The organism is Stenotrophomonas sp., from assembly GCF_032103445.1.
Taxonomy (GTDB): Bacteria; Pseudomonadota; Gammaproteobacteria; order Xanthomonadales; family Xanthomonadaceae; genus Stenotrophomonas.
In genome coordinates, this window is the sequence record NZ_DAMDFR010000051.1 from 17,912 (window position 1) to 29,990 (window position 12,079).

Annotated in this window: 11 protein-coding genes; 3 read left to right on the plus strand and 8 right to left on the minus strand. The window is 65.7% G+C overall.

Features of this window, described 5'->3' with window-relative positions; translation table 11 throughout:
- Window positions 1–94 precede the first annotated feature (94 nt).
- From kduD to RT551_RS15945, 8 genes are all read right to left on the minus strand, one after another.
- Complete coding sequence (gene kduD, locus RT551_RS15910; protein ID WP_311193208.1) at window positions 95–850, minus strand: 2-dehydro-3-deoxy-D-gluconate 5-dehydrogenase KduD; 756 nt, start codon at window positions 848–850, stop codon at window positions 95–97.
- Between the two features lie 66 nt (window positions 851–916).
- Complete coding sequence (kduI, locus tag RT551_RS15915; protein WP_125361115.1) at window positions 917–1,765, minus strand: 5-dehydro-4-deoxy-D-glucuronate isomerase; 849 nt, start codon at window positions 1,763–1,765, stop codon at window positions 917–919.
- 145 nt (window positions 1,766–1,910) lie between these two features.
- Window positions 1,911–2,969, minus strand: coding sequence for a LacI family DNA-binding transcriptional regulator (locus RT551_RS15920; protein ID WP_125361114.1), 1,059 nt, complete (start codon window positions 2,967–2,969; stop codon window positions 1,911–1,913).
- A gap of 41 nt (window positions 2,970–3,010) precedes the next feature.
- Complete coding sequence (locus RT551_RS15925; protein WP_313460465.1) at window positions 3,011–4,591, minus strand: family 43 glycosylhydrolase; 1,581 nt, start codon at window positions 4,589–4,591, stop codon at window positions 3,011–3,013.
- Between the two features lie 8 nt (window positions 4,592–4,599).
- Window positions 4,600–5,883 (minus strand): TRAP transporter large permease, encoded by a 1,284-nt coding sequence (locus RT551_RS15930; RefSeq protein ID WP_311193205.1) that lies wholly within the window; start codon window positions 5,881–5,883, stop codon window positions 4,600–4,602.
- A 3-nt stretch (window positions 5,884–5,886) separates the two neighbouring features.
- Window positions 5,887–6,420 carry a TRAP transporter small permease gene (locus RT551_RS15935; protein ID WP_313460467.1) on the minus strand — a complete coding sequence of 178 codons (534 nt, stop codon included), beginning with the start codon at window positions 6,418–6,420 and terminating at the stop codon, window positions 5,887–5,889.
- A gap of 11 nt (window positions 6,421–6,431) precedes the next feature.
- Complete coding sequence (locus RT551_RS15940; protein ID WP_313460469.1) at window positions 6,432–7,433, minus strand: TRAP transporter substrate-binding protein; 1,002 nt, start codon at window positions 7,431–7,433, stop codon at window positions 6,432–6,434.
- A 37-nt stretch (window positions 7,434–7,470) separates the two neighbouring features.
- Entirely contained in the window at window positions 7,471–8,292 is an 822-nt protein-coding gene (locus RT551_RS15945) for a 2-keto-4-pentenoate hydratase (RefSeq protein ID WP_313460471.1), read from the minus strand.
- Between the two features lie 204 nt (window positions 8,293–8,496).
- Between RT551_RS15945 and RT551_RS15950 the strand changes: the two genes are divergently transcribed.
- The 3 genes from RT551_RS15950 to RT551_RS15960 all read left to right on the plus strand — a co-directional run bounded on the left by RT551_RS15950 (window position 8,497) and on the right by RT551_RS15960 (window position 11,817).
- A complete protein-coding gene (locus RT551_RS15950; RefSeq protein ID WP_313460473.1) occupies window positions 8,497–9,468 on the plus strand; it encodes an alpha/beta hydrolase in 972 nt (323 codons plus the stop codon).
- The gene (locus RT551_RS15955) at window positions 9,465–11,075 is read left to right on the plus strand and encodes a carboxylesterase/lipase family protein (protein WP_313460474.1); all 1,611 of its coding nucleotides are present in this window, start codon (window positions 9,465–9,467) and stop codon (window positions 11,073–11,075) included. Before RT551_RS15950 ends, RT551_RS15955 begins: the two co-directional genes overlap by 4 nt.
- A gap of 154 nt (window positions 11,076–11,229) precedes the next feature.
- Complete coding sequence (locus RT551_RS15960) at window positions 11,230–11,817, plus strand: cysteine dioxygenase family protein (RefSeq protein ID WP_313460476.1); 588 nt, start codon at window positions 11,230–11,232, stop codon at window positions 11,815–11,817.
- Window positions 11,818–12,079: the final 262 nt, after the last annotated feature.

The following is a 12,079-nucleotide window of genomic DNA, read 5'->3' on the forward strand; positions in this document are numbered from 1 at the left end:
CGACCAACGGTCGGTACCTACCGTGTTTTCAGGCACCGCGTTCGACGAGCGTCACCGAACCGGTAGGTGCCGACCGTTGGTCGGCACGCACGGATTACCGCGCCAACCAGCCACCATCGACCGGCAGCACTGCACCGTTCACGTAGTCCGATGCACGCGAAGCCAGGAACACCGCTGCACCGGCCAGGTCTTCCGGGTTGCCCCAGCGCGCGGCCGGAATGCGATCCAGGATCGACTTGTTGCGGTCTTCATCGGCACGCAGCGCGGCGGTGTTGTCGGTCGCCATGTAACCCGGCGCGATCGCGTTGACGTTGATGCCCTTGGATGCCCACTCGTTGGCGAGCAGACGGGTGATACCGGCGATGCCGCTCTTGCTGGCGGTGTACGACGGCACCCGGATGCCGCCCTGGAACGAGAGCATCGAGGCGATGTTGATGATCTTGCCACTGCCCTGGGCGATGAAGTGCTTGCCCGCAGCCTGCGAGATGAAGAACGCGGACTTGATGTTGACGTTCATCACGTCGTCCCAGTCCTGCTCGCTGAACTCCACCGCATCCGCGCGGCGGATCAGGCCGGCGTTGTTGACCAGGATGTCCAGCCCGCCCAGGCCTTCGATGGTTTCGCGCACCACGCGCTCAACCGGTTCGATGCTGATCAGGTTGGCTTCGATGGCCAGGCAGCGGCGGCCCAGCGCGGTGATCTTGGCGATGGTGTCGGTGGGCGGCGCGATGCCGGCGACGGCCACGTCGGCACCGGCCTGCGCCAGCGCGACTGCGATGCCCTGCCCCAGGCCGGTATTGCCACCGGTAACCAGAGCGATCTTGCCTTCCAGACTGAACGGATTAGCCATTGCGTTGCGATCCTTTTCCAATGCGGCACAGGCAGCGCCCGCGCAATGCGGGCGCTGCGATAGGGGTTACTTGAGCTGGCAGATGTCCAGCACGTGCATGTCGGTGTAGTCGAGGTTTTCGCCACCCATCGCCCAGATGAAGGCGTAGTTGCTGGTGCCCGCACCCATGTGGATCGACCACGGCGGCGATACCACCGCTTCGTTGTTTTGGATGACGATATGGCGCTGCGCTTCCGGCTCACCCATGAAGTGGTACACGCGGTCGTTCTGGCCGAGATCGAAGTAGAAATACACTTCGCTGCGACGGTCGTGCAGGTGCGGCGGCATGGTGTTCCAGACGCTTCCCGGCTTCAGCACGGTCAGGCCCAGCAGCAGCTGCGAGGACTGGCAGGTGGCCGGCACGATGTACTGGTAGATGGTGCGCTCGTTGCTGGTTTCCAGCGCTCCGCGCTCCAGGGCCACCGCGTCCTTGATCGACAGCTGCTTGGTTTCAAAGCGCGCGTGGGCCGGGGTCGAGGCCAGGTAGAACTGCGCCGGGGTGGCGGCGTCGTTGGAGGCGAACACGACTTCTTCGCTGCCCATCGCCACATACAGGCCGTCCTTCGGGCCCAGCGTGTAGACGGTGCCGTCGACGGTGACGGTACCGGTGCCGGCACCGACGTTGATCACGCCCAGTTCGCGACGCTCCAGGAACGGGTGACCGGCGGCCGAGGCCGGTTCGGTCTGCTTCGGCAGCGACACCGGACCCTTCACCGGCGCGGCACCGCCGAGCACGAAGCGCTCGTAGTGGGTGTACTTCAGGGTCACCGTGTCGGCGTTGAACAGACCGTCGAGCAGGTACAGGTCGCGCAGGTCGTCGTTGCTGGCACCCTTGATGGCGTCGGGATGGGTGGCGTAGTGGGTCTTGCAGTACATGGCATCTCCAGAGCAGGGGGCGGGCCGATGGTCGGCCCCGGCACGATTTCGGCTGATTGTACCCAGCTGGGAAACCGGTGTCATTTTGCGGTGCGGTACGGGTTTGAGGGGGTCACGACCAACGGTCGTGACCCGGGGCAACCAATCAATCCAAGGGCGGCTGGCAGGAATCGCGCACGATCAGGTGCGGGCGCACGCTGGCGATCTGCAGCGCGGCCTGGCTGTCGGGCTGGATCAGCATCGCGGCGGCGGTGCGGCCGGTGTCGCGGGTGTGGCGGCGCACCGAGGTCAGCGACGGCCAGAGGCGCGAGGCCAGCGGGCTGTCGTCGTAGCCGATGATGGACAGCTCGCGCGGAATGTTGATGCCCGCACGCAGGGCCACCTTGTAGATACCGGCGGCCATTTCATCGTTCCCGGTGAAGATGGCGGTGGGGCGCTGCTTGCCCAGCAGCAGCTTTTCCGCCGCGGCCACACCGGATTCGAAGGTGTAACCGGCCTCGACGATGCGTTCCGGCGGCAGTTCGATACCGCGCTTGGCCAGCGCGTCGATGAAGCCGGCAGTGCGTTCGTGTGCCGAACGGTAGGCGCTGGGGCCGGTGACCAACGCGATATCGCGGTGGCCCAGCGACAGCAGGTAGTCGGCCGCTTCGGCGGCACCGTCGCGGTCATGGGTGACCACCATCTGCGAGGTGTCGTCCAGCGGCAGCGAGGCAATGCGGGTGAAGCGGCAGCCGATTTCATCCAGCATGTCGACCAGTGCCTGGTCTTCCGAGGCACGCGGCACCAGGATCACCCCGTGCAGCTTCTGCTGCTGCACGAAGCGGCGCACGCCTTCGATGTAGCCGGGGCTGCGCGAATCGCAGGGGTGCACCACCAGTTCGAAACTGGACCCCCGCAATGCGTCCAGCGCGCCGTACTGCATGTCCACGATGTACTGCGCGGTGGGGTTGTCGTAGACCATGCCGATCAGGAACGAGCGGCGGAACGCCAGACCGCGCGCAAGCGGGTCGGGCGCGTAGCCCACTTCACGCATCAGCGCCTCGACCTTCTCGCGGGTGTCTTTGCGCACCAGCGGCGAGTTGTTGATGATCCGCGAAACCGTTTTCTTGGAGACCCCGGACAGACGCGCAATATCGTTGATGGTGGCAGCTTTGCCCTTGGGCAGGTCCTGCGGTGCGGCGTCGGTCTTGGGGCGCGATGACATGGAGTTCAAACCGGATGGGTCGGAAGAGTCTACCGCTGCGCTCAATCGAGCGCGCGGTAGTGGAACTTGCGGAAGGTGACCTTGCCATCCCCAGCCGCGTACAGGGCCGGCTTGAGGGCGAGGAACTTGCCAGCCACATTGTGATGGTAGCCGGAGACTTCCATCTGAACCGGGTACTTCTGCCAGACCCTGCCATCGGTCGAGGTGTGAATGGTCACGATGTGGCGGTTGTTGGTGACCCGCAGCCACAGCTTGCCGCCCTTGCGGCTGGGCTCCAGCCGGGTAGGGCGCTCCTCGCCGTAGCGGTGCATGATGAACTTCTCGCCGTTGCTGCCCACGCCCACGTACAGCCGGTCGCTGTAGAACAGCAGCGCGCCGCCCACCGCGCCGGGGGCGATGTCCATCTCGACTTCGTACTGGTAGGCCTGGTCGCCGGCAATCACGGTCAGTGGCGAGCTGTCGCGCGGGGTTTCACCCTTGCCCTGCAGTTCCAGCCCCTTGCCGGTGAAGTTCAGACGGCGGTACTCGTCCTGGGCCGGGTTGAAGAACGACCACTGCGAACCGAGGGTCGTGCCGGTGAAGTCGTCGGACAGCGCCATGCCATGCGGCCCCACCGAGCTGCCGGAGGGCTTGGCCAGCGGCTGGCCGAGGTCGCCGCCCTTGGCCACGAACCAGCCATCGTCGGTCCATTCGATCGGCTCCAGCAGAGCCTGCCGGCCCAGGGTCCAGTAGCCGTTCTCATAGCCGTGGTAGATCATCCACCAGCGCCCGTCGGTGCCTTCCACCACGGTGGCGTGGCCGCGCGACCACCACGGTTCATCCTTGGACTGGGTGCGGGTGATCGGGTTGTGCGGCGAGTTTTGCCACGGCCCGTGGATCGAGCGCGAGCGTGCGGTGATCACCATGTGCCCCGTCGGCGGACCGGCGGTGCCGCCCACGGCGGTGGTCATGTAGTACCAGCCGTTGTGGAAGTTGATCTTCGGGCCTTCCTGCGCATACGCCTCGACGTCCCAGCTTTCCGGGTACTTCCAGCCGTCGTACACATGCTTGGGCGTGCCGACCACGCTCAGGCCATCGTCGGCCAGCTGCACGTAGTCACCGCCGCTGAGGAACAGGTAGCGCTTGCCGTCTTCACCTACCGCATGGCCCGGGTCGATGTAGCCGGCCAGGCCGAGGTCAATGGGCTCGCTCCACGGACCGTTGATGCTGTCGGACCAGACCACGAAGTTGCTGCGCGCCTCTGCGGTGCGGGCCGGGAAGTAGATGTAGTAGCGGCCTTCGTGCTTGACGATGTCCGGGGCCCAGATCGCGCCTACGTTCTTGGTGATGGCATGGCCCAGCGGCTGCCAGTTGACCAGGTCACGCGAGTGCCAGATCGGCAGGCCGGGATAGGCGTCGAACGAGGACAGGGTGAGGTAGTAGTCGTCACCGTCCTTCAGCACCGACGGATCCGGGCGGTCACCGGCAAACACCGGGTTGAGGAAGGTGCCGTTGCCCAGATCCGCCTGGCGCTGGTTTTCGATGCCGCGCTTCCAGGTGGGGGAGGGGTCGGCAGCATGGGTGGTGGCCGACCAGAGCAGGGCGATGGCGGCCACCGGGGCCAGAACGGATTTCAGATGCATGGTCATCCTCACGCGCGCAGCAGCTGGGGCAGCCACAGCGACAGCTGCGGGAAGAAGGTGACGATCATCAGCACCAGCAGCGCGGCGAACCAGAACGGCCAGATGCTCTTCATGCTTTCGCCGACGCTGATCTTGCCGATGGCGGTACCGATGAACAGCACCGAGCCCACCGGGGGCGTGACCAGACCCAGGCCACCGGTCAACACCAGCACCAGCCCGAAGTGGATCGGGTCGATGCCATAGGCCTTGGCCACCGGCAGGAAGATCGGGGTGCAGATCAGGATCATCGGAGCCAGGTCCATGAAGGTGCCCAGCAGCAGCAGCATGACCACGATCATCAGCAGCACCATCACCTTGCTGTGCGCGAACGACTGCAGGAACTCCACGGCGGCCGCCGGTACCTGCAGGTAGGCCAGCAGCCAGCCAAACACAGCGGCGGTGGCGATCACGAACAGGATCACGCCAGTGCTGCGCGCGGCATGGGTCACCGTGCCCATGAACTCGCGCCAGTTGAGCTGGCGGTACAGCACGGTGGTCACCAGCAATGCATAGACAACGGCGATCGCGGCGCTTTCCACGGCGGTGAAGATACCGGCACGGATACCCACGAAGATCAGCGCGACCAGGCCCAGGCCGGGCAGGGCAGAGACCATGCGCAGCAGCACCGCACGCCAGCCGGGGAAGATCTCCACGCCATAGCCGCGCTTACGGGCCACCGCATAGCCGGTGACCATCAGCGCCACCGTCATCAGCAGCGCAGGCATGATGCCGGCGGCGAACAGGTCGGCGATGGAGAGACCGCCGCCTGCCGCTGCCGAAAACAGAATCAGGTTGTGCGACGGTGGCACCAGCAGCGCCACCAGTGCGGCGGTGATGCTGACGTTGACCGCGAAGTCGCGGTCGTAACCGCGCTTGACCATCTGCGGAATCATCGTGCCGCCTACCGCCGAGACGTCAGCAATGGCCGAACCCGACACGCCGCCGAAGAACAGCGAGGACAGGATCGAGACCTGGCCCAGGCCGCCGCGCAGACGGCCCACCAGCGATGAGGCCAGCCCGATCAATCGCTCGGAGATGCCGCCGCGCATCATGATCTCGCCGGCAAAAATGAACAGTGGAATCGCAATCAGCGAGGCCGAACCGGTACCGGCGGAGATCTGCTGCACCAGCACCACGGTGGGCAGGTCCAGGTACCACAGCGTGGCCAGTGCAGCGGCGGCGAGTGCGTACGCCACCGGCACACCCATCAGCAGCAACAGCGCGAATACAGCGAAAAGAATGGTGATTCCCATGACTCAGCGGTCCCCCTCGGCTTCTTCAACCGCCGGCTGCGTGGCCTGCACGATCTGGTTCAACGCGAATACGGCCATCAGCGCACCGCCAATGGACAGCGGCAGGTAGTTGATGCTCTGCGGCAGGTTGGCACCGGCGGTCTTGATATCCAGACCATCCAGCAGGAGCACGCCCGCCCACCAGGCAATCACCACGCCCAGCACCGCCACCACCAGCGAACAGACCATCTCGTTGATGCGGCGCAGGCCGGGCTTCATGTGCGCGGCCAGCAGGAAGAAGCCGAAGTGACGGCGCGTGTGCACGCCGGTAGCCGCGCCCAGGCTCATCGCGGTGGCCAGCAGCAGCAGCGTGACCGGCTCGGTCCAGCTCGGCGAATCGTTGATCACATAGCGGGCAAACACCTGCCAGCCCTGCACCACCACCAGCCCGAGCAGGGCCAGCACGGCAATGTGGATGGCAATGTCGGCAGTCAGGTCCAGCGCGCGTTGCGGCGCACTGCGGGTGTCCACCGTGGTTTCAGTATTCGTCTCGGACATGATCGGAGTCCTCAGGCGAAGTCGCGGATGCGACGGGTGAGGGCGGCGATGTCCGGCTGCTGCAGGTACTGCTGCAGCAACGGGTCGGCGGCCTTGCGGAAGGCCGGCATGTCGACCTCGTTGAACTGGATGCCGAAGTCGGTCACCGCCTTGCGCGCCACACTTTCAGAGGCGTCCCACTGTTCCCGCATGACCTGCACCGAGGCGCGTGCGGTTTCCACCAGCAGCTGGCGGTCAGCCGGGCTGAGCGACTCGAAGGTGCGGCGCGAGATCAGCAGCACGTCGGGCGCATAGGAGTGATCGCTCTGCGACCAGTAGCGCGCGGCTTCGAAGTGGCGACTGGAATGGAAGCTGCGCAGGTTGTTCTCCGCACCGTCGATCATGTGCGTTTCCATGCCCGAGAAGGTGTCGCCCAGCGACATCGGCGTCGGGTTCGCGCCCAGCAGGCGCATCAGCTGGATGAAGATGTCCGAGTTCGCCACACGCAGCTTCAGGCCGCGCAGGTCCTTCGGCTCCACGATCGGATGCTTGGTGTTGTAGAAGCAGCGCGCGCCCGAATCGTAGATCGCCAGGCCGACCAGGTCGCGGCTTTCAAACCCGCGCAGCACCTGTTCGGCGACGCCGCCATCGAGTGCGCGGCGCATGTGCGCCACCGACTCGAACACATACGGCAGGCACAGCGCCTGGGTCAGCGGGAAGGCGTTGTTCAGCGCGCCCGAGTACACACGGGTGATGTCGATGGCCCCGAAGCGGGCCATGTCGATCGCCTCGCTTTCGCGGCCCAGCTGGCCGGAGTGGTACTGGCGCAGGCGCAGCCGGCCGCCGGTTTTCTCTTCCAGCTGCTGGCCGATCCACTTCACCGCGGTGACGGTGGGGTAGTCGGCCACGTGCACATCCGTAGCGGTGAGCAGCTGGCCGCCTTCCGGCAGCGCGCTGCTTTTGGAACAGGCCGACAACAGCGGCACGCTGAGCGCGCCGACGCTGGTGGCAAGGAACTTTCTGCGAGTAAACATCTGCGCCCTCCCAAGCGGACTCGCCATGGCTGCTGGATTACCCGGCAGCGATGGCCCTGCAGGTAATGTCGCCGTAACCGGCGAAGCGGATCAGTGCCTGTTGGCCTACGGCAATGTCATGGATACCGGTGGCATTGCCACTGGCGATCAATTCGCCGGCCTTCAGCGGGCGACCGCGGCGGGCCGAGCGGGCCAGCGCGAACGCATAGGCGGCGCGAAGGCCACCGGGCAGGTTGCTGGCACCGCCGGTACCGACCACGCTGCCCTCGATCAGCGTTTCGGCGCGCAGCTGGGCATCATCCAGCGCGGTCCAGTTCGGAATCTCCGGCCCCAGCACCAGGCCGTTGTTGTTGCCGAAGTCGCTGACCACCACACGCGGGCCAAGCTGGTTGATGGTGGCGAGCGGGCTGCTGGCCACTTCCACGCCGATGTACAGGCGCGCCGGCAAGGCTTCGGCCTCTTCCGGGGTCCAGTCCAGCTTGTCGGCCGGGGCATCTTCCAGCAGCTCGATCACGTACTCGGCCTCGACCGCGCCGAAGCCGCCGACGAACACCGGAATGTCCACTGTTCCACCGGTAGCATTCCAGAGCTGACGAGAGAAAATCGGGCCCAGCAGGCGGTCGTCTCCGGACCCGTCGCGGCGCTCGGCGGCGATGTAGCCGACCTTCCAGCCCACGGTCTGGTCGTTCCACCGGCCAATGGCCAGGTCCTGCACCTGATAGGCCGTGACCAGGTCATCGGGAATGGTGCCGGGGAAATCCGGCAGCGCCCGGCCCTGCTGGCGGGCGGTGACAAAGGCGCTGGCGATGCTGTCCAGCCCCGGTGCGGGCAGGTCCTGATGGCCGTGATCGTTGCTCAAGCGGGTCTCCCGGTGATTTGTTGCACTGCCCATCGACAGTGCTTGGATGAGCTGTATATGGTAAACCGGTGTCATTGGCAATGTGCACTGCGTCAGAAGCCTGGCGTATGGTGCAAACCCTTGCGGTGACTGGCTGTCCCTGGCCCCGCCTGATGGCGTGGCCCAACCGGAAAGGAACCGTTGCCGATGCGTGGTGCTGTGTGGATGTCCCTGTTGCTGGGTGGCCTGGTGGCCGTTGGCGTTGTTGACCCGATCTGGGCGGCTGAGCGGGCGGTGCCGGAGAGCGAACCTGCCGTTGGCAGTCCCGAGCGTATTGCGCTGTGGCCGGCGGGGAAGGTGCCAGGGGAGCGAGGCGCGGTTTCCGCACCCCGCGTGATCGAGCGCAGCGACGATCCGGCCCTGCCGGACCGCTACATCGACGGCGTCAGCGCGCCGTATCTGGTGGCCTATCGCCCGGCCAAGCCCGATGGCAGCGCGCTGCTGGTGATTCCCGGCGGCGGTTACCAGCGCATCGTGCTGGACAAGGAGGGCACCGCGCTGGTGCCGGCCTTCGTGGAGCAGGGCGGGGTGACGCTGTTCGTGCTGCGTTACCGGCTGCCTGCAGGACGCGCGGACCGGCAGGCCGCGTTGGCGGATGCGCAGCGGGCGCTGCGGTTGATCCGTCATGACGCCGCACGCTGGCAGCTGGACCCGCAGCGGATCGGGGTGATCGGCTTTTCCGCCGGCGGGCATGTGGCGTCGCGACTGAGCACGGGCTTTGATACCCCACTGCCCGGCGTGGGCGACGCTGTTGACGCAGTGAGTGCAAGACCTGACTTCGCGCTGCTGATGTACCCGGTGATCGACATGGGTGCGCACGCCCACAGTGGCTCGCGTCAGCGCTTGCTGGGCGAGCATCCGGATGCCGCGCTGACGCAGCAGTTCTCGATGCAGCAGCAGTTGAGTGCCAAGACCCCGCCCACCTTCCTGGTCCACGCGCAGGACGATGACGTGGTGCCGGTGCAGAACAGCCTGCTGTACTACCAGGCACTGCTGCAGGCTGGCGTGCCCAGTGAAATGCACCTGTTCGCGCACGGCGGACATGGGTTCGGGGTGCGCATTCCTCCTGATCTCACCACCACCCAATGGCCGGCGTTAGCCTTGCGCTGGATGCAGGCACAGGAGCCGCGCCCATGACCACGCCCGCCGACCTGCAACGCCGTCGCTTCCTGCGTGACAGTGCGCGCTATGCGTTGATGCTGAGTGTGGCCAGTTCCTCGTTGCTGACGTCAGCCGACAGCGCTGCTGCGGGGACTGCTTCGCTGGCGCGGGTGCGCGGTGGTCGGCTGCGCGGAAATCACGTCAACGGCGTGCATCGCTTCCTTGGCGTGCCTTACGGCGCAGATACCTCTTCACGCCGCTTCCAGCCTGCGTTGCCAGAGGTGCCCTGGCGCGGCGTACGCGATGCTGTGGCCTACGGCAGCGCGGCACCCCAGGGCGGCAACGAGGGCCCGGGCAGCGAGGATTGCCTGTTCCTCAACGTCTGGACACCCGCACTGCGCGATGGTCGTCGCCGTCCGATCCTGTTCTACATCCACGGCGGCGCGTACAACAACGGCTCCGGCAGCGACCCGCTGTATGACGGCAGCGCACTGTGCCAGCGCGGCGACGTGGTGGTGGTGACGGTGAACCACCGTCTCAATGTGTTCGGCTACCTGTACCTCGGCCAGCTGGGCGACGAACGCTTCGCCCACTCCGGCAACGTCGGCCAGCTGGATCTGATCCAGGCGCTGCAATGGGTGCGCGAACACGCACATGAGTTCGGCGGCGACGCCGACAACATCACCGTGTTCGGCCAGAGCGGTGGCGGCGCGAAGATCGCGACGCTGATGGCGATGCCGGCAGCCAAGGGCCTGTTCCACAAGGCCTGGACCATGAGCGGGCAGCAGGTCACGGCGGCGGGGCCGCGTGCGGCCACGCAGCGTGCACGTATTGCGATGGAGGCGGTGGGTGCGCGCGACTTGGACGCACTGCTGGCGTTGCCTCCTACTGCGCTGCTCGCCGCGACCAAGGCCCGCGATCCCTCGCGGGTGGAAAGCACCAGCCTGTACTTCGGGCCGGTGCTGGATGGCGATGCGTTGCCCGTGCATCCGTTCTGGCCGCAGGCTCCAGCGCAGTCGGCCGGCATTCCAATGGTGATCGGCAACACGCATGATGAAACCCGCGCTTTCCTCGGCAACGACGCCGCCAACTTCGAGCTGACGTGGGAGAGCCTGCCGGCCAAGCTCGAGAAGGAGCAGTTCGTTGACCTGCTGCCTTCGGTGGTCATTGCCGAGTACCGCCGCTTGTATCCGCAGTACACGCCTTCGGAGGTGTTCTTTGCCGCCACCACCGCCGGCCGCTCATGGCGCGGGGCAGTGGAAGAGCTGGAAGCACGCGCACGCCAGGGCGCACCTACCTGGGCATACCAGCTCGACTGGAGCACCCCGCTGGACGGCGGCAAGCTGCGCGCCTTCCACACGCTGGATATTCCCTTGGTGTTCCACAACCTGGGTGCCGAAGGCTCAAAGACCGGCACCGGCGAAGCCGCACGGCAGGTCGCCGAGGCAATGAGCGATGCACTGCTGTCCTTCGCCCGCACCGGCAACCCCAACCACGGCAAGCTGGCCCAATGGAACCCTTACTCACTCGAGCACCGTCAAACCATGCTGTTCGATGTGCACTCGCAGCAAGCCAATGACCCCCGCGGCGGCGAGCGCCGCCTGTACCAGCAGGTGCCCTTCGTACAACGCGGCACGCAGTAGCCGCAAATCATGGTCAACACGGATCGTAGAGCCGGGCTTGCCCGGCTGCTCTCCGCGACCAAACGTAAACGACCGACAATTTCGGACAATTCCTACCCATCTTCCGTGATCCAGATCAAACGAGATTTTCACCCACATCTCATACACTGCGGGTATGGACACGACCTGCACCTTCCCGACGTTCCATGGCCGCGACCGCCTCATCGCCGCCGTTGACCACGCCGTCGAACAGAACGACCCGCACCGCATCTCGCAGATGCTGCAGCTGGCCCTGAAACAAGCCATTGCCGACAGCACCATCAAACTCCCCGCCTGCGTCCACCAACCGGTGGAAGACCACTACGCGCGCCGCGAGCTCTACCGCAGCCCCGAACACGGCTACAGCATCGTCGCCATGAGCTGGGGCCCAGGGCAGGGCACCCCGCTGCACGACCACAGCGGCCTCTGGTGTGTGGAAGGCGTCTGGCTCGGGCAACTGGAGATCACCCAGTACGAATTGCTGGAACGCGACGGCGAACGTTTCCGTTTCCGCGCACAGCCATGCGTCATCGGCGATTGCGGCACCGCCGGCAGCCTGATTCCCCCGCATGAGTACCACACCATCCGCAATGCCAGCGCGGATCAGCTCGCCATCTCCGTGCACGTCTACCAGGGCGAGATGGTACGCAGCTCCATCTTCGAGCCCACCACCAACGGCTGGTATGAACGCCGCACCAAGGAGTTGGAAACCGACGCCGCGTGATTGCGGTGCGTCTGCAGTGAAAGACGTCCATGCCCGCGATGCTGCTCGAGACCATCTGATGGCTGCAATCTCAGTGCCGGCCCGGTGGATGGGTGTAACAGGGATGATCGTCCGGTAGGGTCGGTCGAAAGACGACCGCCCTCAGCGGTTCAACGTTCGGTAACGCATGACCTTAGAACAACGCGAAGCATTCTTGTGCGATGCCTCGATCAGCCACGCAGGTGAGGTGACCCCCAAAAGCTGGACATGCGGCTAGGGCATG

Excerpts from the sequence above, each read along its gene's own strand:
- kduD (WP_311193208.1), bottom strand. The coding sequence starts at position 850 with ATGGCTAATCCGTTCAGTCTGGAAGGCAAGATCGCTCTGGTTACCGGT.
- kduI (WP_125361115.1), bottom strand. The coding sequence starts at position 1,765 with ATGTACTGCAAGACCCACTACGCCACCCATCCCGACGCCATCAAGGGT.
- RT551_RS15920 (WP_125361114.1), bottom strand. The coding sequence starts at position 2,969 with ATGTCATCGCGCCCCAAGACCGACGCCGCACCGCAGGACCTGCCCAAG.
- RT551_RS15925 (WP_313460465.1), bottom strand. The coding sequence starts at position 4,591 with ATGCATCTGAAATCCGTTCTGGCCCCGGTGGCCGCCATCGCCCTGCTC.
- RT551_RS15930 (WP_311193205.1), bottom strand. The coding sequence starts at position 5,883 with ATGGGAATCACCATTCTTTTCGCTGTATTCGCGCTGTTGCTGCTGATG.
- RT551_RS15935 (WP_313460467.1), bottom strand. The coding sequence starts at position 6,420 with ATGTCCGAGACGAATACTGAAACCACGGTGGACACCCGCAGTGCGCCG.
- RT551_RS15940 (WP_313460469.1), bottom strand. The coding sequence starts at position 7,433 with ATGTTTACTCGCAGAAAGTTCCTTGCCACCAGCGTCGGCGCGCTCAGC.
- RT551_RS15950 (WP_313460473.1), top strand. The coding sequence starts at position 8,497 with ATGTCCCTGTTGCTGGGTGGCCTGGTGGCCGTTGGCGTTGTTGACCCG.
- RT551_RS15955 (WP_313460474.1), top strand. The coding sequence starts at position 9,465 with ATGACCACGCCCGCCGACCTGCAACGCCGTCGCTTCCTGCGTGACAGT.
- RT551_RS15960 (WP_313460476.1), top strand. The coding sequence starts at position 11,230 with ATGGACACGACCTGCACCTTCCCGACGTTCCATGGCCGCGACCGCCTC.